The sequence below is a fragment of the Mycobacterium sp. E2699 genome, assembly GCF_001666745.1.
GTDB lineage: Bacteria > Actinomycetota > Actinomycetes > Mycobacteriales > Mycobacteriaceae > Mycobacterium.
On record NZ_LZJH01000122.1, the window covers coordinates 36,170 to 62,080 of the forward strand.

Consider the following 25,911-nt stretch of genomic DNA (forward strand, 5'->3'; position numbering starts at 1 on the left):
ACTGCAAACACGGGAGAGGCCCGCTCCGGCGGGCCTCTCTTGTGTGTGACGGCGGGTTTGCCGCCTGGATGCTCAGTGGCCCGGCGTATTACCGATCAGCTCGACGCCGTTGCCGTTCCATCGGAACTTCACCGTGGTGGCCAGGCCGATGCCGCTCGGGTAGGTCAGCGCGACGGTGTCGCCGGTGGTTTGTGCGGCGTCAATCCCGTTGAATCCGTAGGTATCCGGCACTCCCTGCGGGATGAACTGGCCGAGGTGAAAGAGCACCGCCCGGGTGGACGGATTGCCGGCGTTCGTGTTGGCCTTGATGATCACCGCCGACAGCTGAGCGCACTCGTTGTAGTTGCCGGCCAGCGGCTCGGGATTCCAGGACTGCTGGCTGCGCGGGTCGCGGGGCAGCTCCGAGACGACCTTCGCGATGGTGGGCGAGGCGAGGTTGACCGCGCACGGGTCGGCCGGCGCCGCGCTCGTGCCGGGCGGGGCGGCGGCCGGGCTCGGTGTGGCGGGGGCCGTGATCGACGCCGTCTCGCTCGTCGTCGTCGCCTGGGGCGTCTTGGCGACGGTGGAATCCCCGGAACCGCAGGCTGTCAGGGTCGACGCGGCCGATACGACGACGACCACGCCCGTCAGCGCGCGATAAGTCAGCGAACACACATCGCCAAACCGTACCGTTATCGGGCCCGCGGGTGCGGCAGGCGTGGCCGCGTGCTCGACCACTCGGTGCGCGGCCACCCACTACACTCCAAGGTGCGATGACCCTCCCCGACAGCCCGCCCGAGGCTGCCTCTCCCACGTTCGCCGACCTGCAGATTCACCCTGCGGTCCTGAAGGCGACCGCCGATGTCGGCTACGAGTCGCCGACGGCCATCCAGGCGGCGACGATCCCGCCGCTGATGGCCGGCTCCGACGTCGTCGGGCTGGCGCAGACCGGCACCGGAAAGACGGCGGCCTTTGCGATCCCGATCCTGTCCAAGATCGACGTCAAGAGCACCGCGACGCAGGCGCTGGTGCTCGCGCCCACCCGCGAGTTGGCCCTGCAGGTGGCCGAGGCGTTCAGCCGCTACGGGGCGCACCTGCCGCAGGTCCACGTGCTGCCGGTCTACGGCGGGTCGTCCTACGGCGTGCAGCTGGCCGGGCTGCGACGCGGCGCGCAGGTGGTGGTCGGCACCCCCGGCCGGGTCATCGACCACCTCGAACGCGGCACGCTGGACCTCTCCCACGTCGACTACCTGGTGCTCGACGAGGCCGACGAGATGCTCACCATGGGCTTCGCGGAGGACGTCGAGCGCATCCTGTCCGAAACGCCGGAATTCAAACAGGTGGCGCTGTTCTCGGCGACCATGCCGCCGGCGATCCGCAAGCTCACCAAGAAGTACCTGCATGATCCCGTCGAGATCACGGCAAAAGCGAAAACCGCCACCGCCGAGAACATTTCGCAGCGCTACATCCAGGTCGCGGGCCCGCGGAAGATGGACGCGCTCACCCGGGTCCTCGAGGTGGAGCCGTTCGAGGCGATGATCGTCTTCGTCCGCACCAAGCAGGCCACCGAGGAGGTCGCCGAAAAGCTCAGGGCCCGAGGCTTTTCCGCGGCCGCCATCAACGGCGACATCCCTCAGGCGCAACGTGAGCGCACCATCGCGGCGCTCAAGGATGGGAGCATCGACATCCTGGTCGCCACCGACGTGGCGGCCAGGGGCCTCGACGTCGAGCGCATCTCGCACGTGCTCAACTACGACATCCCGCACGACACCGAGTCCTACGTGCACCGCATCGGGCGCACCGGGCGGGCCGGCCGTTCGGGGACCGCGGTGCTGTTCGTCTCCCCGCGGGAGCGCCACCTGCTCAAGGCGATCGAAAAGGCGACCCGGCAGACGCTCACCGAGGCCGAACTGCCCACCGTCGAGGACGTCAACGCCCAGCGCGTCGCCAAGTTCGCTGATTCCATCACCGATGCCCTCAGCGCCTCGGGAATCGACCTGTTCCGCAAGCTGGTGCAGGACTACGAACGCGAGCACGACGTTCCGATGGCCGACATCGCCGCGGCGCTGGCGGTGCAGTCCCGCGACGGTGAGGCGTTCCTGATGGCGCCGGAACCGCCCCCCGAACGGCGCGAGCGCCGGGAACGTCCCGAAAGGCCTCACGAAAGATCAAGGCAGCCAAAGAACTTCGCCACCTACCGGATCTCGGTGGGCAAGCGGCACAAGATCGGACCCGGCGCGATCGTCGGCGCCATCGCCAACGAGGGCGGCCTGCACCGCAGCGACTTCGGCCACATCGCCATCGGCCCTGACTTCTCGCTGGTGGAACTGCCGGCCAAGCTGCCGAGGGCGACGCTGAAAAAGCTTGAGCAGACGCGAATCTCCGGCGTGCTGATCGACCTTCGCCCGGACCGGTCACCAAACAAGGCCAAGCCGCGCAAGAGACACGCCGGATGACGCTGTCCGAGGAGCAGGACGCCCAGGGCGGGCTCGAGCAGACCTCCCACGTCGACCGCGTCGCGTCCCTGACCGGCATCCGCGCCGTCGCGGCCCTGCTCGTCGTCGGCACTCACGCCGCCTACACCACCGGTAAGTACACCCACGGCTATTGGGGACTGGTCGGGGCGCGTCTCGAGATCGGCGTGCCGATCTTCTTCGTGCTGTCGGGGTTCCTGCTGTTTCGCCCCTGGGTGAAAGCCGCCGCCACCGGCGGCCCGCCGCCGTCGCTGAGTCGCTATGCCTACCACCGGGTTCGGCGCATCATGCCCGCCTACGTCATCACCGTGTTGTTCGCCTACGTGCTGTACCACTACCGCCAGGCCGGACCCAACCCCGGGCATACGTGGCTCGGCCTGGTTCGCAACCTCACCCTGACCCAGATCTACTGCAACGGATATCTGGGCAAGTACCTGCACCAGGGCCTGACCCAGATGTGGAGCCTGGCGGTCGAGGCCGCGTTCTACGTTTCGCTGCCGCTGCTGGCCTACCTGCTGGTGGTGGTGGTCAGCCGGCGATCCTGGCGGCCGAGGCTGGTGCTCGCCGCGCTGGCGGGGATGGCGTTGATCAGCCCGGCGTGGCTGGTCCTCGTGCACGCCGATCACTGGTTTCCCGACGGCGCCCGGCTGTGGCTGCCCACCTACCTGGCCTGGTTCCTCGGCGGCATGTCGTTGTCGGTGCTGCAGGCGATGGGCGTGCGCTGCTACGCGTTCATGGCGATACCGCTGGCGATCATCTGTTATTTCATCGTCTCCACGCCGATCGCCGGCGCGCCGACGACGTCGCCCGCCACGCTGAGCGAGGCGGTGGTCAAGACGGTGTTCTACGCCGTGATCGCCACGCTCGCGGTGGCCCCGCTGGCGCTGGGTGACCAGGGGCTGTACTCGCGGCTGCTGGCCTCCCGCCCGATGGTGTGGCTGGGCGAGATCTCCTACGAGATCTTCCTGATCCATCTGATCACGATGGAATTCGCGATGGTCTACATCGTCCGGGCCCACGTCTACACCGGCCCGATGCTGTACCTGTTCGTCGCGACGATGGTGGTGACGATTCCGTTGGCGTGGCTGCTGCACCGCTTCACCCGCGTGCGCGACTGAGCTCAGCCCGCGGCCGGGGCCCGCTGAATTGATCCAATCGAGATTGGATATTTTCGTCGACATTCCCAACGGGCCGGGCGTAATGTCCCGTCCCGGTTGAGGGATTCGGGCTTTCTCTGCCGTCGGAGTTATTCGCAGCCGAGGAGGCCCCCATGTCGTCTTTCGTGTTCACCATGCCCGAAAACCTGGCCGCGGCCTCCGCGAGCCTGACCAACCTAGGATCGTCGATCCAGCAGGCCCATGCGGCGGCGGCGGGCTCGACGACGCAGATCGCGACCGCCGCCCAGGATGAGGTGTCGGCGGCGGTTTCGGCGCTGTTCGGCAACGTCGGCCAGGAGTTCCAGGCGCTGGGCGCGCAGGCGGCGCAGTTTCACAACCAGTTCGTCCAGGCGCTGAACGGCGGTGGGTTCATGTACGCGGCCACCGAGGCCGCCAACGCCTCGCCGCTGCAGACGCTCCAGCAGGACATCATGGGTGCCATCAACGCCCCGGCCGCCGCGGTGACCGGTCGTCCGTTGATCGGCAACGGGACGAATGGCGCGCCGGGGACTGGGCAGGCCGGTGGGCCCGGCGGCCTGTTGATCGGCAACGGCGGCAACGGCGGTTCGGGAGTGAACGGCACCACGCCCGGGCAGGCCGGCGGGCCGGGTGGAGCCGGTGGTGCGGCCGGCTTGTTCGGCAATGGCGGCATGGGCGGGGCCGGCGGGACGGGTGGGCCCGGCGGCCCTGGCGGCCTCGGTGGTAACGGCGGCGCCGGCGGAATGTTGGGCGGCTTCGGTGGGGCCGGCGGGGCGGGTGGCCTCGGCGGTTCCGGTGTGGGCTTCGGCCTGCAAGGCGGCAACGGAGGGGCCGGTGGCGTCGGCGGCGCCGACCGCGCGGCCTTCGGTTGGGCCGGCGGGCAGGGCGGTGCCGGCGGTGCCGGCGGTATGGGTGACACGGGCGCTACCGGCGCCGCAGGCGGCGGGGCCCTCGGCGGGACCGGTGGTCAGGGTTTGGCCGGCGGCATCGGCGGTGCCGGTGGGGCCGGCGGCACCAACGTCGGAGTCCTCGGTTCCGGCGGCGCCGGCGGCGTGGGCGGTGCCGGCGGCATTGGTGGCACTGGCGGTACCGGTGGCACCGGTGTGGGCCACGCCGCGGTCGGCGGCAACGGCGGGATGGGCGGTACTGGCGGCGCCGCCGGTGCCGGCGGTGCCGGGGGCGCGGGCGGGTTGCTCGGGTTTGCCGGCCCTGCGGGAGCTAACGGCCTCGGCGGAACCGGCGGGGTCGGCGGGACCGGCGGGACCGGCGGGACCGTCGCCCTAAACGATGCGGCTTTGCAAGGCGGTAACGGTGGCATCGGTGGCACCGGCGGCGCCGGCATCGGCGGCACTGGTGGCGGTGCCGGTGGCGCCGGTGGGACCGGCGGTCAAGGCGGCGCCGGTCAAGGCGCCGTCACCGGCGGGGCGTCTGCGCAGGCAGGCGGCACCGGCGGCACGGGTGGCCGGGGCGGTACCGGCACCGACGGCGGCGCGTTCGGCGCCGGTGGCCATGGTGGTGCTGGCGGGACGGGCGCCAGCGTGGGTGCCGGCGCAACCGGAGGCAGCGGCGCCGCCGGTGGCACCGGCGGCGCGGCCACTGCGGCCACAGCCGGCTACGGCGGCGGCGGAGGTGGCGGGGGCGGCGGCGCCCTGGTCCAGGGCACCAACGGTGGCAGCGCGGTCGGCAGCACCGCCACCGGCGGCGTCGGTGGGGTCGGCGGGGCCGGCAATGCCACGGCCGCCGGCGGGGCCGGCGGCACGGGCGGCGACGCCACCGTCACCGTGAACGGTGCGCTCAGCAGCGCCACCGGCACAGCGATCGGCGGGGCCGGCGGGGCCGGCGGCACCAACGGCGGTACCGGCGGGGCCGGCGGCGACGCCAGCGTCATCGCCACCGACGGGGGCACCGTCACCGGTGGCACCGCCACCGGCGGGATCGGTGGGGCGGGCAGCACCGGCGGCACCGGCGGTGTCGGCGGTCAGGGCTTGGTTGAGGCCAGCGGTACGGGTAGCACCGCTATCGGCGCCGGCACCGGCGGTGCCGGCGGGGCCGGCATCGATGGCGGTCACGGCGGAGCGGGCGGCAAGGGCGTCGTATGGGGCGGCTACGGGGACGCGGGCGACCCTGGCTCGGCTAACGGCACCGCCACCGGCGGGGCCGGCGGCACCGGCACCGGCGCCAGCAGCATAGGCGGCGTCGGCGGCAACGCCTACGTCGTTGCCGCAAGTGGTCTCGGCCACGCCGCGACCGCAAGTGGCACCGCCACCGGCGGGGCCGGCGGCGCCGGTAGCACCGGCGGCACCGGTGGTGCCGGGGGCACTGGCCTGGTCGATGCCGGCGCCGGCGGTGGATACAGCGGCGGCACGGTCACCAACGGAACCGGCACCGGCGGGGCCGGTGGTTCCGGCTTCGACGGTGGCAAGGGCGGGGCCGGCGGCGTCGGCGGTGTCTTCGGCGAGTACGGCAGCGTCGCCGCCAACAGCACTGGTATCGGCGGTGCGGGCGGCAACAGCGGTACCGGCATCGGCAACGGCAGAGGCGGCAACGGCGGCAACGGCTACGCGTTGTCCATGTCTACGGTCAACGGCGGCACCGCCACTGGTGGTGCCGGCGGTGTCGGCGGTAATGGCGGGACCAACGGCGCGCTCGGCGGCGCCGGGGGCGCCGGGGGCGACGCGAACTTGAACTTCGGCGGCACGGGGACCACCGCCACCGGTGGCGTCGGCGGGGCCGGCGGTGCCGGCGGCGACGGTGTCGGCCACGACGGCGGCGCCGGTGGCGGCGGCGGAATGGGCCGGGTGAACGGCTACACCGGCAGCACCGTCACTAATAGCTCCGCCACCGGCGGCGAGGGCGGCGCGGGCGGTGCCGGCACCGCCACCGCCGCCGGAGGTACCGGCGGTACCGGCGGATACGGCCGCGTCGAAGCCTTCGGCGGCGGAACCGCCACCGGTGACCACGCCACCGGCGGGGCCGGTGGGGCCGGTGGCACCGCCGGCGGCACCGGCGGCGTCGGCGGGTATGCCCACGTCGATGCCACCAACAGCGGCTCCGTCACCGGCAGCACCGCCACCGGCGGGGCCGGCGGGGCCGGCACCACCGGCGGCACGGGCGGCGCCGGAAATTACGCGACAATTTCCGCGAGTAGCGGCGGTGCTGTCACTGCCGGCCATGCCACCGGCGGCGCCGGTGGTGCAGGCAGCGCGGGTGGCACCGGCGGCACCGGCGGGTACGGATATGTGGGAGCCACCGGTGCAAGCAGCACCGCTACCGGCTCGGCCACCGGCGGGATCGGCGGGGCCGGCAACGCCGCCGGCCAGGGTGGGACCGGCGGGAACGCCGAGATCCTCGGCGGTGACGACACCACCCACACCGGCCAAACCGCCAGCGGCACCGCGACCGGCGGGGCCGGCGGGTACGCCACCGGCACCGGCAGCACTGGCGGCAGCGGCGGTCAGGGAATCGTCGAAGCCATCGGTAATAACAGCACCGCCGCCGGCACCGGCACCGGGGCCACGGGCGGGGCCGGCGGGGCGGCCTACAACGGCGGCCACGGCGGCGCGGGTGCGGCAGGTGAGGTTGACGGCGGCTTCGGCAACCTGGGCGCCACCACCGGCAACGCTTCGGGTCAGGCCACCGGCGGGGCTGGTGGAACCGGCTTCGACGGCCACACCGGCGGTAACGGCGGCGAGGCGGCGATCATCGCCCAGAACCCGACGGCTCCGGGCGACGTCCCGACCGCGACCGGCACCGCCACCGGCGGGGCCGGTGGGAACAGTGGCACCGGAGCTTTTGGCGGTAACGGCGGTAGTAACGCCCTCCACAGCGGCACCTCCGCCGGGACCGCCGGGATGGCATGGGTGCAGGCCACCGGCACCGCCAACGTCACCGGCACTGCAATCGGCGGCGCCGCCGGGGCCGGAGGCGACGGGAACGTTGCTGGGGCGCCGGGCGGCGCCTGCGGCGCTGGCGGGTACGGCCACGTCTACGCGGACTCCGGCACTGTCACTGCCAACGGGACTGGCGGCCAGGGCGGGGCAGGGGGCACCGGCGGCAGCGTCAGCGGTGCCTACGGCGGCGCCGGCGGCCACGGCGGCGACGGCGTCAACAGCGGCAACGGTTCCGGTACCGGCGGCAAAGCCGGCAATGGCGGTGCCGGTAGCACCACCGGCACCGGCCACGGCGGCACCGGTGGCAACGGCGGCAACGGCACCGGCGCCACCGGCGGCGACGGGACCAACGGCGACCCAGGCGTCGGCAACACGAATGGAGCTGACGGCCAGAACGGCGCCAACAACCCGTGAGAGTCAGCCGCTGATCGATTCGGCAACCGCGGGCGGAGAGAAAAATCCGCGCCGCGGTTGCCGCTTGCCGCAGTCCGCCATCGTGATGGCGAGCACCGCGTTCGACGTATAGTACTGTGCCGCAGCCGATCTGGGCGCTTTCGTCCAAGGCGGCCGGGCATCGCGATTGAGCAGTGCCCAATTCGACCGCGAACGCGCTCCGAACGAGAGCTGGAAATCCAGATCGCTCGACCGGCTACGACATGGGTTCGGTCGTCTGGGTTGAGGTTGCGCGCGTGTCCGATACGCCAAAGGCGCCGCGTTCGCGTCAGGACGGAACGAACCTCACACGACCTGTAGGCCGCCGGGAATTCTCTCGGGATCGCGCCAAAAGGCGTCGCGCACAAAACGTTTGAACAGATCCGGCGGCAGCAGCGTGTCACGCGGCTCGGCCGTGACGGTGCCGCGTACGGTGTGCAGCCCTGGCGTACCGGCCCGCTCGTCGAATTCCGTGACGTCGTAATCGACATGACCGAAATCGTGCTCGAACACCCCCTCACCAATGAATGCATATATCGCCTGCATCGCCTTGGCCGGATCGGTACTCAATGTTTCGTACTGCAGCAACAGCAGCCGGTCCCGTTGCGCGCCATAGCATGCCTGCTTCAGGGCATCGTAGGGACCGCCGACCATGCCATCGGGTGCCACCACTTGTTGGGCGCGGCTGTAGACCGTGCCGCCGGCGCTGTAATTGAAGATCGACGACGGGCTGAAGACATTCCGCTGAATCAGCCGCTCGATGCTGTCCACCACCCACGGCAGTTCACGAACGCAGGCAATGACTTTCGCGTCGGGAAACAGCCGGGCGATCGCCGGCATCCATCCGCACCAGCCGCGGTTGGTGTCGAAGACCACCTCGGCGGTGCAGTCGGCATAGAAGTTGTCGAACAACCCACGCAGGATGCGTTCGCGCTTCGCGTCGTCGATGAACACCGAAAACTCGTTGCGTCCGCTCATTTCGCCTAGCAGGGCACCGAACAGGCCGGCCAGCGGACCCGACATCCCGGCCTGGAACCGCGGGTTTTGCCGCAGCAACGCGGCCAGCAAAGTCGAACCGGAACGCGGCAGACCCGAGATGAAATGAATGGCTACGATGGCACACCCCCCGACCTACCGTCCGCAGCATGAACTCGCCCGTGGACATCCAGTCCTGTGATGCCGCCATGCTAACGGATCGCGGACCAGCGCGACCGCAGATTGCGAGCCGAAGCGATATGCCGTTTCCCGCAGCATCCAAAGATCGCCGCATTTGCCCACGGAAAGTGCTGACACAAGGCATCCTGCCCGCTAACCTTTCTCCTGAGCTGGGCGGTCTTCCAGTCCTCCGTACTCGCTGGGGGAGTGCGAGTCGCCGCGCGTAGGAGACCTGATGAACAATTCGCCCCGCAGATCGATCACCCCCGCACTGCTGCACGAGGCGTCGGCGCGGCGCCTGTACCGCCGAGCGATGGCCACCGGGCAGATCACGTTGCCGGCCGTTCCCAGCATGATCGACGAGTACGTCAGCATGTGTGAGGCCGTCTTCGCCGACCTCGGCGTCCGCTTCAACACCGCAGATCTGGCCCACCTCCGCACCGTGCTGGAGGGCGAATTGACCGACGCCTACGCGGCCTCGCCGCGGTCGAGCATCGTCATCTCCTACGACCGCCCGGTCGGGATGTCCCTGAACTACAACGTCAGGGCCGAATGGCAAACGCTCGCCGACTATTACGAGGCGTTGGCCACTGTCCGGCAGCCGCCCCTGTTCGGTTTCGAGCCGGACGCGCGGGTGTGGGCGCTGTCCTGGGAGGTGGCCGACCCCAGGACCCATCGGGTGCTCGACGTCGGCGCCGGGACGGGGCGCAACGCCCTGCCCCTGGCGCGGCGGGGCCACCCGGTGGACGCGGTCGAGATGACGCCCTGCTTCGCCGAGACGATTCGCGCCGACGCCGCACAGGAGGGGCTCGATATACGCGTCATCGAGCGCGACGTCTTCGCGGCCACGGACGAGCTGCGCTGGGACTATCAGATGATCGTGCTCTCGCAGGTGGTGTCGGACTTCCGGACGACGCGCCAGCTGCGCAGCATGTTCGAACTCGCCGCCCGTTGCCTGGCTCCCGGCGGACGCCTGGTGTTCAACGCCTTTCTGGCGCGCGATGGCTACACCCCCGACGATGCCACCCGTGAGCTCGGGCAGCAGTGCTGCAGCACGATCTTCACCTGGTACGAGATGACGAATGCGGTGGCCCTGCTCCCGCTCAATCTGGTCGCCGACGACTCGGTCTATGACTACGAGAGCACCTATTTGCCTCCCGGTTGCTGGCCGCCGACGTTCTGGTACGCGGACTGGGTCAGTGGCCTCGACGTGTTCGACGTCGAACGCGACGCGTGCCCGGTCGAGATGCGCTGGCTCGTCTATGAGAAGCCGACGTGGGACGGCGGACACGCCTAGCCGCGAGCGGAAACCGGCGTCACGATCGGGACGACGAACTCCTCGATCATCGCCCGTTCGTCGGCCTCGTCCCGGCCGGGGTACATCAGCAACGATGTGAGCACCCGCACCATCCAGCGGGCCCGGCGCTGGACGACGGCCGGATCTTCCGGACCGAGCGAACCGACGAAGGCCGCGGCCAGCGCGGTGATCACCTCCGAGTGTTCGGCCACCTCTCCGCCGATCGGGGGGCGGTTGACGGCGAACCACGAAGCGAGCGCGGGACTTTCGCGAACCATCCGCAGGGCGGCCGTCATGCTGGCGACGAGCCGTTCGCGAGGGTCGTCGATGCCGGTGATCCGCTCGCCGATCGCGCGGCCGAGCCGGCGGGCCTCCCGGTGCACGTAGGCGGTCCGCAGCGCGTCGCGGTTCTCGAAGTACCGGTACAGCGTAGCGCGGGAACAGCCTGCGGCCCTGGCGATTTCGTTCATGCCGATGGCAGTCTGGTCCCGTTCTGTCCACAGCTGCCCGGCCGCGTCGAGTATCCGGTCCGCGGCCACCTCGGTGCGCCGCTCGGCCAGCCAATCGGTCGCCATCAGGAGTTCATCCGGATCGGCACCGACAGCGGCCGGCGCACATAGCTGCCGCCCGACCACACGATGCCGGACTCGTCGACCTCGAAATCCGGGCAGCGGGAGAGCAATTCGGTCAGCGCCACCCGGGACTGCATGCGGGCCGCCGCCGCGCCCAGGCAGTGATGCGCGCCGTGGCTGAACGTCAGGATGTTGCGGGGGCAGCGGGTCACGTCGAGTTCGCCCGCGTCCGAGCCGTATTGGCGCTCGTCCCGGTTGCCCGAGCCGTACAGCAGCAAAACCTTGCGGCCCGCCGGGATGGTGGTGTCGTGCAGAGTCACGTCGCGAGTCGTCGCTCGCGCCAGTCCCTGCACCGGCGACGTCAGCCGCAGCAGCTCCTCGACCGCATCGGGAATCAGCCCCGGATCCTCGACCAGAAGCCGTCGCTGATCGGGGCGCTCGTGCAGCAAAGGCATTGAGCCGCCCAGCATCCCGGTGACGGTGTCGTTGCCGCCGGTGACCATCGTGAACGTGAACGCCAGCACGGACAGCGTCCCCGCGATATCGCCGTCGGCCCCCACCCCGGCCGCGACCAGGTGCGAGATGGTGTCGTCCTCGGGCTCGCTGCGGCGCCGCTCGATCAGCGCGGTGAAGTAGGCCATCATCGACCCGACGGCCTCGCCGACGTTTTCCAGCGCCGCGCCGATCCCGCCGTCTGCCGTGTTTCCCGCGACGATCGTCTCGGTCCAGCCGTCGAACTGCGCGCGATCGTCTTCGGGCACTCCGAGATAGTGCGCCACCACCATCGACGGCAGCGGTTTGAACAGTTCGGTGACGATGTCCCCGCCGCCGTCGGCGCGCAGGCGCTCGATGCGCTCGACGACGAACTCGCGCACCTTGGGCTCCACCGCCTCGACCTGTCGCGGCGTGAAACCGCGGGAAACCAGCTTGCGAAACTCGGTGTGCACCGGCGGATCCTGCATGACAAACGGCGGATTATCCTGCAGCCCAATCATTTCCAGGTCGCCGTAATTGACGGTCAGGCCCTGCGCGGAGGAGAAGGTCTCGTGGTCGCGCGCCGCCGCCCACACGTCGGCGTGCCGGGACAGCACGTAGTAGTCCTGCTCGGGCCTCCCGGCGGGGACGACGTGGTGCACGGGGTCACGGTCGCGCAGCGCCCGGTACATCGGCCAGGGATCCGGCCAGGTCTCGGCGGTGGCAAGCCGGAACGCGACCGGCGCATCGTGAGACATCACCGCAGGCATGTCTCATTCGTAGGACATAAGGTGGTCAGTTGTCAAGACCGCGCCAGATGCGGGTCACACCTCGTCACACCTGGCTTCATTCAGTGTGCGTTGACGGCTTCGAGTGTGCGTCCAGGGCGCAGAAAACGCAGGAAATCGCGCCGTCAGCTCCCATCCAAAGCCGTCAGCGCACACTCGACGCGCAAAGCCGAAAAGGGCTAGATAGCCGCACCCGGATTGAGGATCCGGAGCGGGTCCAGCGCGCGCTTGATGCGCTGGTTCAGCTCCATCACCTCGGGGCCCAGGTAGCCGTCCAGCCAGGGCCGCTTCAACCGGCCGACGCCGTGTTCACCGGTGATCGTGCCGCCCAGACCGACGGCAAGGTCCATGATCTCGCCGAACGCCAGATGCGCGCGTTCGGTCATCGCGGCGTCGGCGGGGTCGTACACGATCAGCGGGTGGGTGTTGCCGTCGCCCGCGTGGGCGATCACCGAGATCATGAGATCCCGCTCCGCGGCGATGCGCTCGATCCCGCCGACCAGCTCGCCCAGCCTGGGCAGCGGCACCCCGACGTCCTCGAGCAGCAGTGAGCCCTTGGCCTCGACCGCGGGGATGCAGAACCGCCGGGCGGCGATGAAGGCCTCGCCCTCGTCCGGGTCGTCGGTCGAAAAGACTTCGGTCGCACCGTTTTCCGCGAACACCTCGGCGATCACCGCGGCGTCCTCCCCGGACGCCCGGCCCCTTTCGTCGGAGCCGGCCACCAGCATCGCGGCCGCCGAGCGATCCAGGTCCATGCGCAGGGTGTCCTCGACGGCGTTGATCGCCACCGAATCCATGAACTCCAGCATCGAAGGGCGCAGCCGCGCAACGGTTCCCAGCACCGCGTCGACGGCGGCCTGGACCGAACCGAACGACGCCACCACCACGCTCGACGTGTTCTGCGCCGGCAGCAGCCGCAGCGTCACCTCCGTGACGACCCCCAACGTGCCCTCGCTGCCCACGAACAGCTTGGTCAGCGACAGCCCCGCGACGTCCTTCAGCCGCGGGCCGCCCAGCCGCACCGCGGTGCCGTCGGCCAGCACCACCTGCATGCCCAGCACGTAATCGGTTGTGACGCCGTACTTCACGCAACACAACCCGCCGGCGTTGGTGGCGATGTTGCCCCCGATGCTGCAGATCTCGAACGACGACGGGTCGGGCGGATACCACAGCCCGTACTCGGCGACGGCCTTCTTCACCTCGGCGTTGAACAGGCCCGGCTGGCATACCGCCGTGCGCGTGACCGGGTCGACGGCGATGTCGCGCATCTTTTCCGTCGACAGCACGATGCCGTCGTCCAGCGCGGTCGCCCCGCCCGACAGCCCGCTACCGGCGCCGCGGGTCACCACCGGCACCCGGTGGGCGCTGGCCCAGCGCAGCACGGTCTGCACCTCCTCGGTGCGCCGCGGCCGGACCACGGCCATCGGCTTGCCCGCCGACGGGTCGAAGGCGCGGTCCTGGCGGTAGCCCTCGGTGACGGTCGGGTCAGTGACCACCATCCCGTCGGGCAGGTCGGCGATCAGGCTGGCCAACATGTCCACCCCCCGATCCTAAGGCCCCGAATCGACCGCCAACTCCGGCGCGCGGTCCAGTTCGCGCAGCGACGGCAGGCCGCAGGACACCGCCCCGATCACCACAATGGGAACGGCCAACGTCAGGAACGCGACCCTCAGCCCGGCGGCGTCGGCCAGCGGTCCGGCCACCAGCAGGCCCAGCGGGCCCGCGGCGTACATCAGCCCCGTCATCACGCCGACCACCCGGCCGCGCAGGTGATGCGGCGCCCGGGTCTGCATCACGTAGTTGTAGATCGGCTGGATCGGCCCGTACACCAGGCCGGTCACCCCGCACAGCGCCAGGATCACCGGCAGCGGCGGCAGGAACGCGATGCCGGCCGTCGCGGCCCCGAAGGTCAGGGTCGCGGCCAGCAGTGCCGTCCGCCGGCGCAGGCGTTTGGACAGCACGGCGTAGCCGAGTGCCCCCGCCACGCCGCCGACCCCGAGCGCCATCAGCGCCCAGCCCAACTGCGCGGGTTGGTGGTGGTCGGAGAAGTACTTGGGGAACAGCACGCTTTCCATCGGCAGGTAGAGCGCGGTGACGGCCAGGTCGATCAGGCCGAGCGTGCGCAGCACCCGTAGGTTCCAGACGAACCGCAGCCCCTCGGCGATGCCGGACGCCAAGCCGTCGGGCCGGGTCGCGTGGTGCGGCCTGCCGATGCCCTCGAGCCGCAGCGCCCCGATCGCCAGGAAGGACAACCCGAACAGCGCGGCGGTGACCCACATCGTGTTGATGCCGCCCACCGCGGCGATCATCAACCCGCCGATGCCGGGGCCCAGGATGTATGCCAGGTTGAGCACCGCCTCGTAGACGCTGTTGGTGCGGTCCAGCGACCAGCCCGCGCGGGCGGCCGCCTCCGGCAGCATGGACTGGCGCGCCGTCGTCCCGGCCGGGTCGAAAGCGGCCGCGCAGCACGCCAGCGCGGCCAACTCCGCGACGTTGATCGCGGCCGCCCCGAAGAACCAGGCGGTCAGCGGCACGGCGGCCACCGCCGAACACGACAGCGAATCGGACACCAGAGATACCCGGCGGCGCCCGAAGAAGTCGACGGCGGTGCCGGCGACAAGCGTGGCGAACACCAGCGGCACCGTCATGGCGGCGGCCACGATCGACGCGTCCTTGGCGCTGTCGTGGTGCTGCAGGGCCAGCCACGGGAAAGCGACTATCGAGATGCCGGTACCGGCGGTCGCCGTCAACGTGGCGAACAGGATCAGGAATGCCGGGCCGCCGCTTTTCATGGGATATCGCGGCTGAATGTAGCGCCAAACCGACGGCCGAAACCACCGAATTTCGCCGCTCATGCACGATGTTCATGTGCTCGCACACCCGCGTACCGGTCAGACGTTCGGATCTCCGGTCGGCCCCGGGACCGGGTGGCCGGACGATCCGGCCACGCCGCGGACCCCGGTGGCCGCCGACGCCGCCCACGTGGTCGCGCTCAGCGGCCAGGTCCGGTCGATCCCGGAACTGGACGCCCTGATCAGTGTCTGCCGGGCCTGCCCGCGGCTGGTCACCTGGCGCGAGGAGGTGGCGACGGTCAAGCGACGGGCCTTCGCCGACCAGCCCTACTGGGGGCGGCCGGTGCCGGGCTGGGGATCCGAGCGGCCGTGGCTGCTGATCGTCGGGCTGGCGCCCGCCGCGCACGGCGCCAACCGGACCGGCCGCATGTTCACCGGTGACCGCTCCGGCGACCAGTTGTACGCGGCGCTGCACCGGGCCGGGCTGGTGAACCAGCCGACCAGCGTGGACGCCGCGGACGGGTTGCACGCCAATGGGATTCGGATCTCCGCGCCGGTGCGCTGCGCGCCGCCGGCCAACGCGCCGACGCCGGCGGAGCGCGACACCTGCTGGCCCTGGCTGGAGGCCGAATGGCGGCTGGTGTCCGAGCATGTCCGCGTGATCGTGGCCCTGGGCGGGTTCGCCTGGCAGATCGCGCTCCGACTCACCGGGGTGCCCGGGCCGCGCAAGCCGCGGTTCGGCCACGGCGTGGTGGCCGAGTTGGACGGCGGCGTCCGATTGCTCGGCTGCTACCACCCGAGCCAGCAGAATATGTTCACGGGTAGGTTGACTCCGGCAATGCTCGACGACGTCTTCACCAACGCAAAGAGGCTGGCAGGAATCACGTGACCGATATTCTGGTTTCCGGTGCCAGCGTGGCCGGCACTACGGTCGCGTATTGGCTTGTCCACCATGGCTATTCGGTCACCGTGGTGGAGCGCCATCCGGGGCTGCGGCCGGGTGGCCAGGCCATCGACGTGCGGGGTCCGGCGCTGACGGTGCTGGAGCGCATGATGCTGCGGGCGGCCGCCGACCACGTGCGGACCAGGATCCGGGGCGCGTCCGTGGTGGACCGCGACGGCAACGAGCTGTCGCAGGACACCACGTTGACGCCCACCGGCGGGCTCATCGCCAGCCCGGACATCGAGCTGCTGCGCGATGACCTCGTCGAATTGCTCTACGACGCAACCAAACTGAACACGGAATACGTGTTCGACGACAGCATCGCCGCGCTGGAGGACGACGGCAGTTCGGTCAAGGTGACGTTCGAGAGCTCCGCCGCGCGCAGCTTCGACCTGGTGATCGGCGCCGACGGCCTGCACTCCAACGTGCGCCGGCAGGTGTTCGGCCCGGAGGCGCAGTTCATCGAGCGGCTGGGCACCTACGCGGCGATCTTCACCGTGCCCAACTTCCTCGACCTGGACCGCTGGCAGACCTGGCATTACGGCGACAACACCATGGCCGGCGTCTACAGCGCGCGGAACAACACCGAGGCGCGGGCCATGGTCGGCTTCGTGGAGGCCGACCTGCGCATCGATTATCAAGACACCGAGGCCCAGTTCGCCGAGCTGGAACGACGGATGGCCGACGACGGCTGGGTGCGCCCGCAGCTGCTGGAGTACATGCGGACCTCGCCCGATTTCTACTTCGACGAGATGTCGCAGATCAAGATGGACCGCTGGTCGAAGGGACGGGTCGCGCTCGTCGGCGACGCCGGCTACTGCTGTTCGCCGTTGTCGGGCCAGGGCACCAGCGTCGCGCTGCTGGGCGCCTACATCCTGGCCGGCGAGCTGGCCGCCGCGGGCGACGACTATGAAGCCGGTTTCGCCAACTACCAGAAGGAATTTCAGGATTACGTCAAGCGCAACCAATGGCTGGTGATCGACAACATCCCGGGCGGGGCGCCGATCCCGCAGGAGGTGTTCGACCGCATCGTCAACTCGATCACCCTGAAGGACTACTGAGCGCCTTTCGCCGAGCAGACGCAAAAGCCCCCGACACGCCGAGCCGCCGGGGGCTTTTGCGTCTGCTCGCCGTAGATAGGGAACGTTCGCCCGCGAAAAGGCGTTGACGCCATCGTGCGACTTTCCGTCCTTGACCTCGTCCCGGTGCGCAGCGACCAGACCACCGCGGACGCGCTGGCGGCCACCGTCCAGCTGGCGCAGGCCGCCGACCGGCTGGGCTTCACCCGCTACTGGGTCGCCGAACACCACAACATGCCGTCCGTCGGGGCCACCAGCCCGCCGGTTCTGATCGCCTACCTGGCCGCCCAGACCACTCAGGTACGGCTGGGCTCGGGCGGCGTGATGCTGCCCAATCACGCGCCGCTGGCCGTCGCCGAGCAGTTCGCGCTGCTTGAAGCGGCCGCGCCCGGCCGCATCGATCTGGGCATCGGGCGCGCGCCCGGCTCCGACCCGGTGACGTCGTACGCCTTGCGCGGAAGCCGAGGTGACGAAGACATCGAGCGCTTCCCCGACTACCTCGACGACGTGGCCGCGCTGATGAGCGCGCGCGGCGTGATCGTGCCGCTGCGCTCCGGGGACTACCGGCTCAAGGCCACCCCGGCCGCGGCGAGCGAACCGCGGCTGTGGTTGCTGGGCTCGTCGATGTACTCCGCGCACCTTGCCGCGGCGAAGGGACTGCCGTACGTGTTCGCGCACCACTTCTCGGGCCAGGGCACCGAGGAGGCGCTCGAGGTCTACCGCTCACGGTTCAAGCCCAGCAAGCTGACCCCCGAGCCGCTGACGTTCTTGACGGTCAACGCCGCGGTGGCCGAAACCCGCGACGAGGCAACGGCTTTGATGCTGCCGAACCTGCAAATGATGGCCAAACTGAGAACGGGCCAGCCGCTCGGCCCGGTGCCGCTGGTCGAGGAGGCCGAGGTGGCCCAGCTCGGGCCGGATCAGCAGCGCATCGTGGAAAGCGGACTCAAGCGTGCCGTCCTGGGCACGCCCGCCGAGGCCGCCGAGCAGGTGCGGGCCCTCGCCGGACGCTTCGGGGTCGACGAGGTGATGGTCCACCCGGTAGCGTCGGCCCACCTCGGCGCCGACCCGGCCACCGCGCCCGCGCGCGTCAACACCCTGGAATTGCTGGCCAAAGAGCTGTTCTGACCGGTCAGTCTTTCACGCCCGCCTGCTGCGACCGGCGCGCATTCGTGCTGGGCGCGTGCACGGCGATCCACTCGGTCAGGTCGTCCGCCGGCAGCGGCGGGGTGTGCACGAATCCCTGGGTGATGGTGCAGCCGTACCGGCGCAGCGCGCGCAGGGTGACCTCGTCTTCGACCCCCTCGGCGACCAGATCGGCGCCCAGGCTGCGGGCCAGCGCCACCGTGGAGCGCACGATCGCGACCGATCGCGGGTCCTGGGCCAGCCGCGACACGAATACCCGGTCGAGTTTCAGCTCGTCGACCGAGACGTCCTGCAGGCGCGCCAGGGAAGACCACCCCGTGCCGTAGTCGTCAAGCGAGATGCGCACGCCGAGCTGCTGCAGCGCCGCGACGGTGTTGCGGGAGCGCGCCGAGTCGACCAAAGCGCTCTCGGTGATCTCGACGATGAGCGAGTGGGCGGGCAGGCCGTGGGTGCGGAGCAGCCCCTCCACGGTGCTCACCAGGTCGAGGTCGAGCAGGTTGGTGGTCGACAGGTTGACCGCGACGGGCAGCGGCATGCCGTGATCGCGCCAGGCCCGGGCCTGCTTGAGGGCGAGGTTGATGGCGCGGTTGGCCACCTGGCGCATCAGCCCGGCGCGTTCGGCGGCGGACAGGAACTCCTCCGGGAGCAGCAGCCCGCGGCTGGGATGCCGCCAGCGCAGCAGCGCCTCGACGCTGTGGACGCTGCCGTCGCTCGCGTTGATCTTGGGCTGGTAATGCACCGTCAGCTGGGTGTCATCGAGCAGCGCGACGCGCAGTTCCTCGATGAGGTTGGGGTCGTTGTCGCGGTACATCTCGTACGCCGAGTCGTAGACCGCGATCTTGCTGGTGGCCGATTTCGCGTGCGGGATCGCCATCTCGGCGCGGGTCAACAGTTCCTGCGGATGGTCACAGTGGTCGGGGTAGAGCGCGATGGCGATGCGGGCGTCGACCTGCACGGTGATCGGGTCGAGCGCGAACGGTTCGCTCAGGGCCTCGAGCAGCCGGCCCGCCTGGGCGCGGGCGGCGATGAGGTCGGACCCCTCGGTGAGCAGGATCGCGAACTCGTCGTCGCTCACGCGCGCAAGCAGGTCGTCGTGGCGCACGCAGTGCGCCAGCCTGTTCGCGACATGGGACAACAGGTCGTCGCCGAAGTGGCGGCCGATCGAATCGCTGATCTCCTCGAACTCGTACAGATGCAGCAACAGCAGCGCCCGGCGCGACGGGGCCGCGGCGGCCGACAGGGGCCCCGCCGGCGCCGAATCCGGCAGCCCCGTCAGGGCGGTCGCCAGCGACCGCCGGTTGGGCAGGTTGGTCAGCTCGTCGGTCATGGCCTGCTTATGGCTTTCGGCCAGCATGCTCACATCGCGGAAGGTCGCCGAGAATCGGGCGGCGACCGCAACCAGGCTCAGGGCGGCGAGAGCCGTTGCCAGCGTTGAGTTGTGGCCCACGACGGCAACAGCGAGCGCCACGACAGTGCACACCACCGGCACGGTGTAGGAGCCGAGTCCGCGTGGGACCCGGGGCACGTTGGACGGCCGGGAAGGCGCCCAGCTGGCCATGGCCACCAGCAGCGACGCGGCGGGCCACAGCGCGTCGAGTGTGGTGCCCACCCGGTAGGAGCCTTCGGCGGTCTCGAAGAGATACACCGTGTCCGCGACGGCGAACCCGAGGAACCCCACGACGAGGAGACCCCAGCGGGATTCGTTGCGCCAGCCCAGGATTGGCAGCATGCCGGCGGTGACGGCCAACAGGATCAGGTCGCCCCACGGGTAGACCAGCCCCACCAGGACGGTCGCGGGGACGCGCTCCGCGGCCGCGTGGATGGGTCCGGCCCGCAGCGCCACGCCCACCGCGGCGGCGGCCAACGCGCACACCAGTGCATCGAGTCGGATCGGCAGCGGCACCCGCTTCAGCCGCGACCGCATCAGCAGCAGGAGCCCGGCATAGACGAACGGGTAGAACGCCAGGTACTCCGGATCGGCGACCGAGGGGGACTGGCCCTCCCGCACCCACATGGCATAGACGATGTCCCCGACTGCCGAGACCGCCATGCCGACCGCGATCAACGCCCAGGCGAGGCGGTCGGCGGTCACGCGGTAGGCGCGAGCGGCGATCAGCGCCGCGGCCGACAGGTTCAGCGCGGGGTAGACGATCTTGACGAAGAACGGGTGGTGGGCGGTGCCGGGGGCGACGACGCTCGTCATCGTGTAGGTAACCACGCCGATTGCCAACGCCGCCAGGGCAATCCGGATCGTGATCGGGGGCCACCGAATGCCGTCCGGTGCTTCGCGCGTCAGTTCCCGCACCGACGTCGCGGCCGCCGCGATCGGCTGCAGTGACCGCGCCAGCTTGGTCTGGGTGCCGAAGGCGCCCGCCGGGACTGAGGTGACATCCGCGTCCACGCCCGCCCGTCCTTCGGTCGAGGCCGACTCCGCCGGCTCGGCGACTTGCGGGAAGGTGTAGGGGAAGGGCAGATCGGGCACGTAAGCCCGAATGCATTGGCCGCCTTCGCGTTTGGCGGCGTACATGGCCAGGTCGGCGTTTCGGAGCAGCTGGTCGACGGTGCTGTTCGACGCGGCGGTGGCCACCGTGAAGCCGATGCTGGGCCTGACGTCGATCGGAACACCGTCGATCACGATCTCTGTGCCGAACGCGTCGAGGACCCGGTCCGCCGCGGCCCGCGATTCCTCGACCGAAGCCTCGATGAGGACCGCGAATTCGTCGCCCCCGAGGCGCGCGATGGTGCCCGTGTCGCCCAGCGCGGCGGTGAGCCGGCCTGCGACCCGCACGAGCAGCTCGTCGCCGGCCGGATGGCCCAGGGCGTCGTTGACCGCTTTGAAATTGTCCAGGTCGAGGCACAACACCGCGACAGGAATATTGTCGCGACGTTGCCGGGCGATGGCCTGCTCCAGGCGATGCAGAAAATGGGCCCGATTGGCCAGGCCGGTGAGGCTGTCGCGAAACGCCTCCCGCGCGACTTCCGACAACAACCTCCGGTTTTCCAGCAGCACCACGAACTGGCGAGCTAGCACCGCGACGACCAGGATCCCCAGCGCGCCAGCCATCGGTTGGTGGGCCATGGGGCCCACTGCGTTGCCCAGCCCGACCGCGGCCGCCACCAGCAAGGGCAGGTAAGGCAGCCACATCCGGGTGCGCGACAAAGACTGGTCGTCACCCGAGGGCTCCGTGGGCGGCTCGTTGACACTGGCCAGGGCGGCCATCGCGAGCATGCCCAATCCGCCGACGCGGGCGAGGTCCGCCAGGTCGTTGAATTGATAGCTGCCCACCCCGGCGTGGAACACGGTCGCGAGGTCGGCAACGGCGATCGTTGCGACTCCACCGGCAACCAGGCTTCGGCTCGGCCGGTCGCCCGGGCGACCTCGCGACAGGATCAGGAGTGCGCTGGTGGTCAGGACGATGTCTGCCAGCACCTGGCCGAGCGTCACCAGCCGCAGGCCGCTGTTCTCGCGCAGTTGTTTGTCGATGACCGACACCCAGGAGACCACGAACAGCGACGTCGCCACGATGAGACCGTCGAGCACCAGGCGCCGGGGACTGTGGCGCGAGGCCCGCGACAACAGCACCAAAGCCGCCATGGCGCCGGCGGGATAGGAGCTGAAGACAATCTCAGCGACGCCCCGGCCACTGGCGTTATTCAGTTCCGAATGCACGTGATAGATCGCCCAGATGACCTGACCGCCCGCTGCCCCCAGCAGTGCCACTGCCAGCGCCAGCCAGCCGAATCTGAAGCGGCCGACCGCGTGGCGAGTCGCGGCGACGGCACATGCCGCCGCCACCCCGACACACAGCACCTGCACGAGCTGGTCGACCGGGCGGGTCCCGTGGGCGTCCTGCCACCGCCCGATGGAGGAAGCCAGGATCGTCGCCGCTCCGGCGGCATAGCCGCCGACGACGAACCATCCGGCGCGGGCGGACAGCCCGAACCGCCGCCACGGATTCCCCGTCCAGCGTGTCATAGCCGCTCCAGCCGATCCCGCGGTTTGCGGTGAGCGAATCGTAACTTCACCGTGCTAGAGGAGAATAAACCGCTGCAGTGGCCTCGGGGCCGAAAAACTGCCGATGATATGCGGTGTCGCCGATTTAGCGCGGAGTCAATACGACGATCGGGATGGCCCGGGACGTACGGCTCTGGTAGCCGGCGTAACGGTTGCCGTTGTTCTTGTTGACGAGGCCCCACAGCCGCGGGTAGTCGGGGTCGTCGGGCCCGAGCGGGCGCGCCGTCACCGCGATACGCCTCGGGCCGACGTTGATCTCGCAGTCGGGGCGGTTGCGCAGGTTGTGGTACCACCCGGGGTTGCGGTCGTCACCGCCCTTGGAGGCGACCACAAGGTAGGAGTCGCCGTCCTTGGCGTAGGTCAGGGTCGTGGTGCGCTGCCGGCCGGTCTTCGCGCCGGTCGTGTGCAGCAGCAGGCTGGGCGGCATGCCCGGTATCCGGTGACCGATCCGGCCGTCGGTCGTGCGGTAGATCGTGTCGTGCAGGCGCAGGAACGGTATCAGCACGAACTGTTCCAGCGGGGTCAGGTTGCTCATGGCCTCAATCTTGCTGGCTCGCGTCGATGCGTGCCACGGCCTCGCGCAGGATCCGCGCGGTGGCCTCCCGGTCGGGATCCCGGCGCACCAGCATGCCCTTGGCCAGCGAGAGCTTGTCGCCGTTGCGCCGCGGCAGCACGTGCAGGTGGATGTGGAACACGGTCTGGAAGGCGGCGCGGCCGTCGTTGATGGCGATGTTGGTCGCGTCGGCCAGCTCCGTCGCGCGGGCGGCCCGGGCGATCCGCTGGCCGATGGCGACCATGCCGGCCAGGGTCTCGGCCGGGGTGTCGGTCAGGTCGACGGTGTGCCGCTTGGGGATCACCAGCGTGTGGCCCCGGGTGAACGGGCGGATGTCGAGGATCGCGAGGTAGTCGTCGTCCTCGTGGATCTTGCACGCCGGGGCCTCCCCGGCGACGATCGCACAGAACACACAGGGCATGTCGCCCACGGTACTGACTGCCCCGAGCCGCGGGATACGCTGCCGCAGTGGACGCTCGCGACGTGGCTTACGCAGGAGCGGCCGCACAGGCCCGGATGCTGGCCGACGGCGAACTGAGCGCACCGGAGCTGCTCGAAATCTATTTGGAGCGGATCGCGCGGCTGGACAGCGAGCTGCGCTGCTACCGCGCGGTGCTGTCCGACAGCGCGCGTCACGAGGCGGCCGTGGCGCAGGACCGCCTCGACGCGGGCGAGCGGCTGCCGCTGCTCGGCGTGCCGGTCGCGATCAAGGACGACGTCGACGTCGCCGGCGAGGTGACGACGTACGGCAGCGGCGGGCACCGCCCCGCGGTGACCTCCGACGGGGAGGCGGTCCGCCGGCTGCGCGCCGCCGGTGCGGTGATCCTCGGCAAGACCAATGTGCCCGAGCTGATGATGTTTCCCTACACCGAGTCGCTGACGTTCGGGGCCACCCGCAACCCGTGGAATCCCAAGCGCACGCCGGGCGGCAGCAGCGGCGGCAGCGCGGCCGCGGTGGCCGCCGGCCTGGCCCCGCTGGCGCTCGGGTCCGACGGCGGCGGCTCGATCCGCATCCCGGCGACCTGGTGCGGCGTATTCGGCCTGAAGCCGCAACGCGATCGGGTGTCGCTGGAGCCGCACGACGACGCGTGGTACGGGCTGAGCGTCAACGGCCCGCTGGCCCGGTCGGTGCTGGACGCGGCGCTGTTCCTCGACGCGACCTCGACGATCCCCGGTCCCGAGGGCGAGTTCGTGGCCGCCGCCGCGCGCCACCCCGGCCGGCTGCGAATCGCCTTGAGCACCAAGGGCCCGACGCCGCTGCCCGTCCGGGTCGGCAAGGCGCAGCTGGCGGCGGTCCACGAGGCCGGCGCGCTGTTGCGCGACCTGGGCCATGACGTCATCACGCGTGACCCCGACTATCCGCCGTCGGCGATCATCACCAATTACCTGCCCCGCTACCTGCGCGGCATCAGCGATGACGCGGACTCGTTGGCCCACCCCGAACGCCTCGAGACGCGCACCCGGAACCTGGCGCGCGCCGGGGCGCTGTTCTCGGACCGGCGGATGACCGCCCTGCGTGACGCCGAGGCGGCGGTGACCGCCCGAATTCAGTCGATCTTCGACGACGTCGACGTCGTCGTCACGCCGGGCAACGCCACGGGTCCCTCCGGCATCGGCGCCTACCAGCGCCGCGGCGCGATATGGACGCTGCTGGCGGTGGCGCAACGGGTGCCCTACCAGCAGGTCTGGAACCTGACCGGACAGCCCGCCGCGTCCGTGCCGTGGGACTTCGACGGCGACGGGCTGCCGCTCGGGATCCAGCTCGTCGGGCGGCCGTACGACGAGGCGACCCTGCTGTCGCTGTCGGCGCAGATCGAGACCGCCCGGCCCTGGGCCCAGCGGCAACCGCCGGTGTCCTAACCGCGCGTTCGATTGGCGCCGACCCGCTTCGCCCGGCTGCGCCGCGCTCGCGATCGGCGCGTTGTACCTTGGCCCAGTGGAGGACGGGGCGGCCGAGAGGGACATCGACGATCTGCTCGAGGGCCTCGAGGGCGCCGCGCGCACCGAGCGGGCCGAGCTCGTCAGGTGGTTGCTGGGGCAGGGCGTCACCGCCGACGAGATCCGCACCACCAGCCCGCCGCTGCTGCTGGCCACCCGCCACCTCATCGGCGACGACGGCACCTACGTGTCCACCCGGGAGATCGCCGAGACCTACGGCATGGACCTGGCGCTGCTGCAGCGCGTCCAGCGCGCCATCGGCCTGGCCCGGGTCGACGACCCCGACGCGGTCGTCCACATGCGCGCCGACGGTGAGGCCGCCGCCTACGCCCAGCGATTCGTCGAGCTGGGCCTGGATCCCGATCAGGTGCTGCTCGTGGTTCGGGTGCTCTCCGAGGGGCTGTCGAACGCCGCGGAGGTGATGAGGTACACCGCGCTCTCGGCGATCATGCGCCCGGGCGCCACCGAAGTGGACATCGCGAAGGCCTCGAAGGAGCTGGTGAGCCAGATCGCGCCGATTCTCGGCCCGATGATCCAGGACACCCTGTTCATGCATTTGCGGCACATGATGGAGACCGAAGCGGTCAACGCCGCGGAGCGGGCCGCCGGCAAGCCGCTACCGGGGGCGCGCCAGATCACCGTCGCCTTCGCCGATCTCGTCGGCTTCACCCGGCTCGGCGAAGTGGTGTCCGCCGAAGAACTGGGCCACCTGGCCAACCGGCTGGCCCACCTGGCCCGCGACATGACCGTCCCGCCGGTGCGGTTCATCAAGACCATCGGCGACGCGGTGATGCTCGTCTGCCCAGAGCCGCAACCCATCCTGGACGTGGTGCTGAAGCTCGTGGAGACCGTCGACACCGACAACGACTTCCCGCGGTTGCGCGCCGGAGCGGCCTCCGGCATGGCGGTCAGCAGGGCCGGCGACTGGTTCGGCAGCCCGGTCAACGTGGCGAGCCGGGTCACCGGCGTGGCCCGCCCCGGCACCGTCCTGGTCGCCGATTCGGTCTGGGAAGCCCTGGACGGGACGGGGGAGTACGAGGGGTCCTTCGCCGGCGCGCGCCGCCTCAAGGGCATCAAGAACGAGGTCAAGGTTTTCCGGATCCGCCGGTCCGCATAGGCAGGCCCGGGCGACTCTAGGGGGCGTTTGACGCTTAGGTCGCACGCGGCTGGTTTCCTACCCCGTTTCCCAGCGCTTCGAATCGGTCGCTTCCGGGCCTGCTTCGCTACCAAAAATACAACTCTGCACAG

General features: G+C 70.4%; 18 protein-coding genes. 9 read left to right on the forward strand and 9 right to left on the reverse strand.

What is annotated here, in order from left to right:
• Positions 1-72 precede the first annotated feature (72 nt).
• Positions 73-654 carry an LppP/LprE family lipoprotein gene (locus tag A5696_RS20990; protein ID WP_067882921.1) on the reverse strand — a complete coding sequence of 194 codons (582 nt, stop codon included), beginning with the start codon at positions 652-654 and terminating at the stop codon, positions 73-75.
• A 98-nt stretch (positions 655-752) separates the two neighbouring features.
• On the opposite strand from A5696_RS20990, the gene A5696_RS20995 reads away from it, so the two are divergent.
• The 3 genes from A5696_RS20995 (at position 753) to A5696_RS28960 (ending at position 7,893) form a co-directional block, all read left to right on the forward strand.
• Positions 753-2,435, forward strand: coding sequence for a DEAD/DEAH box helicase (locus tag A5696_RS20995; protein ID WP_067882922.1), 1,683 nt, complete (start codon positions 753-755; stop codon positions 2,433-2,435).
• Entirely contained in the window at positions 2,432-3,571 is a 1,140-nt protein-coding gene (locus tag A5696_RS21000; RefSeq protein WP_067882923.1) for an acyltransferase, read from the forward strand. Before A5696_RS20995 ends, A5696_RS21000 begins: the two co-directional genes overlap by 4 nt.
• Before the next feature lie 152 nt (positions 3,572-3,723).
• Positions 3,724-7,893: a PE family protein gene (locus tag A5696_RS28960; RefSeq protein WP_067882924.1), complete on the forward strand. Its 4,170-nt coding sequence runs from the start codon at positions 3,724-3,726 to the stop codon at positions 7,891-7,893.
• Between the two features lie 324 nt (positions 7,894-8,217).
• On the opposite strand, the gene A5696_RS21010 is transcribed toward A5696_RS28960, so the two are convergent.
• Complete coding sequence (locus A5696_RS21010; protein WP_067882925.1) at positions 8,218-9,027, reverse strand: sulfotransferase; 810 nt, start codon at positions 9,025-9,027, stop codon at positions 8,218-8,220.
• 274 nt (positions 9,028-9,301) lie between these two features.
• Here A5696_RS21010 and A5696_RS21015 point away from each other — a divergent pair, with 274 nt between their 5' ends.
• Positions 9,302-10,363, forward strand: a complete 1,062-nt coding sequence (locus tag A5696_RS21015; RefSeq protein ID WP_067882926.1) for a bifunctional 2-polyprenyl-6-hydroxyphenol methylase/3-demethylubiquinol 3-O-methyltransferase UbiG — start codon at positions 9,302-9,304, stop codon at positions 10,361-10,363.
• Here the strand turns inward: A5696_RS21015 and A5696_RS21020 are convergent.
• From A5696_RS21020 to A5696_RS21035, 4 genes are all read right to left on the reverse strand, one after another.
• Positions 10,360-10,941 (reverse strand): TetR/AcrR family transcriptional regulator, encoded by a 582-nt coding sequence (locus A5696_RS21020; RefSeq protein ID WP_231964546.1) that lies wholly within the window; start codon positions 10,939-10,941, stop codon positions 10,360-10,362. The two genes, A5696_RS21015 and A5696_RS21020, sit on opposite strands and share 4 nt — an antisense overlap.
• Positions 10,938-12,179, reverse strand: coding sequence for a cytochrome P450 (locus A5696_RS21025; protein WP_197517042.1), 1,242 nt, complete (start codon positions 12,177-12,179; stop codon positions 10,938-10,940). Before A5696_RS21025 ends, A5696_RS21020 begins: the two co-directional genes overlap by 4 nt.
• 197 nt (positions 12,180-12,376) lie before the next feature.
• Positions 12,377-13,732, reverse strand: a complete 1,356-nt coding sequence (locus A5696_RS21030) for an FAD-binding oxidoreductase (protein WP_067882952.1) — start codon at positions 13,730-13,732, stop codon at positions 12,377-12,379.
• Positions 13,733-13,747: 15 nt separating this feature from the next.
• Positions 13,748-14,989, reverse strand: a complete 1,242-nt coding sequence (locus A5696_RS21035; RefSeq protein ID WP_067882953.1) for an MFS transporter — start codon at positions 14,987-14,989, stop codon at positions 13,748-13,750.
• A gap of 61 nt (positions 14,990-15,050) precedes the next feature.
• Here A5696_RS21035 and A5696_RS21040 point away from each other — a divergent pair, with 61 nt between their 5' ends.
• The 3 genes from A5696_RS21040 to A5696_RS21050 all read left to right on the forward strand — a co-directional run bounded on the left by A5696_RS21040 (position 15,051) and on the right by A5696_RS21050 (position 18,139).
• Positions 15,051-15,878 carry a uracil-DNA glycosylase gene (locus A5696_RS21040; protein ID WP_067882928.1) on the forward strand — a complete coding sequence of 276 codons (828 nt, stop codon included), beginning with the start codon at positions 15,051-15,053 and terminating at the stop codon, positions 15,876-15,878.
• Positions 15,875-16,993, forward strand: a complete 1,119-nt coding sequence (locus A5696_RS21045; protein WP_067882929.1) for an FAD-binding protein — start codon at positions 15,875-15,877, stop codon at positions 16,991-16,993. Before A5696_RS21040 ends, A5696_RS21045 begins: the two co-directional genes overlap by 4 nt.
• Before the next feature lie 114 nt (positions 16,994-17,107).
• Complete coding sequence (locus A5696_RS21050) at positions 17,108-18,139, forward strand: LLM class flavin-dependent oxidoreductase (RefSeq protein WP_067882930.1); 1,032 nt, start codon at positions 17,108-17,110, stop codon at positions 18,137-18,139.
• Positions 18,140-18,143: 4 nt separating this feature from the next.
• Here the strand turns inward: A5696_RS21050 and A5696_RS21055 are convergent, their stop codons facing one another.
• From A5696_RS21055 to A5696_RS21065, 3 genes are all read right to left on the reverse strand, one after another.
• Complete coding sequence (locus A5696_RS21055; RefSeq protein ID WP_082969081.1) at positions 18,144-22,133, reverse strand: bifunctional diguanylate cyclase/phosphodiesterase; 3,990 nt, start codon at positions 22,131-22,133, stop codon at positions 18,144-18,146.
• Positions 22,134-22,257: 124 nt separating this feature from the next.
• On the reverse strand, positions 22,258-22,707 hold the full coding sequence (locus A5696_RS21060) for a nitroreductase family deazaflavin-dependent oxidoreductase (RefSeq protein ID WP_067882931.1): 450 nt from the start codon (positions 22,705-22,707) through the stop codon (positions 22,258-22,260).
• Between the two features lie 4 nt (positions 22,708-22,711).
• Complete coding sequence (locus A5696_RS21065) at positions 22,712-23,146, reverse strand: HIT family protein (protein WP_067882955.1); 435 nt, start codon at positions 23,144-23,146, stop codon at positions 22,712-22,714.
• Between the two features lie 47 nt (positions 23,147-23,193).
• On the opposite strand from A5696_RS21065, the gene A5696_RS21070 reads away from it, so the two are divergent.
• A complete protein-coding gene (locus A5696_RS21070) occupies positions 23,194-24,585 on the forward strand; it encodes an amidase (protein ID WP_082969082.1) in 1,392 nt (463 codons plus the stop codon).
• Between the two features lie 76 nt (positions 24,586-24,661).
• On the forward strand, positions 24,662-25,780 hold the full coding sequence (locus tag A5696_RS21075; protein WP_067882933.1) for an adenylate/guanylate cyclase domain-containing protein: 1,119 nt from the start codon (positions 24,662-24,664) through the stop codon (positions 25,778-25,780).
• Positions 25,781-25,911: the final 131 nt, after the last annotated feature.

Excerpts from the sequence above, each read along its gene's own strand:
- A5696_RS28960 (WP_067882924.1), top strand. The coding sequence starts at position 3,724 with ATGTCGTCTTTCGTGTTCACCATGCCCGAAAACCTGGCCGCGGCCTCC.
- A5696_RS21000 (WP_067882923.1), top strand. The coding sequence starts at position 2,432 with ATGACGCTGTCCGAGGAGCAGGACGCCCAGGGCGGGCTCGAGCAGACC.
- A5696_RS21040 (WP_067882928.1), top strand. The coding sequence starts at position 15,051 with ATGCACGATGTTCATGTGCTCGCACACCCGCGTACCGGTCAGACGTTC.
- A5696_RS21065 (WP_067882955.1), bottom strand. The coding sequence starts at position 23,146 with ATGCCCTGTGTGTTCTGTGCGATCGTCGCCGGGGAGGCCCCGGCGTGC.
- A5696_RS21015 (WP_067882926.1), top strand. The coding sequence starts at position 9,302 with ATGAACAATTCGCCCCGCAGATCGATCACCCCCGCACTGCTGCACGAG.
- A5696_RS21060 (WP_067882931.1), bottom strand. The coding sequence starts at position 22,707 with ATGAGCAACCTGACCCCGCTGGAACAGTTCGTGCTGATACCGTTCCTG.
- A5696_RS21035 (WP_067882953.1), bottom strand. The coding sequence starts at position 14,989 with ATGAAAAGCGGCGGCCCGGCATTCCTGATCCTGTTCGCCACGTTGACG.
- A5696_RS21055 (WP_082969081.1), bottom strand. The coding sequence starts at position 22,133 with ATGACACGCTGGACGGGGAATCCGTGGCGGCGGTTCGGGCTGTCCGCC.
- A5696_RS21030 (WP_067882952.1), bottom strand. The coding sequence starts at position 13,732 with ATGTTGGCCAGCCTGATCGCCGACCTGCCCGACGGGATGGTGGTCACT.
- A5696_RS21025 (WP_197517042.1), bottom strand. The coding sequence starts at position 12,179 with ATGCCTGCGGTGATGTCTCACGATGCGCCGGTCGCGTTCCGGCTTGCC.
- A5696_RS20995 (WP_067882922.1), top strand. The coding sequence starts at position 753 with ATGACCCTCCCCGACAGCCCGCCCGAGGCTGCCTCTCCCACGTTCGCC.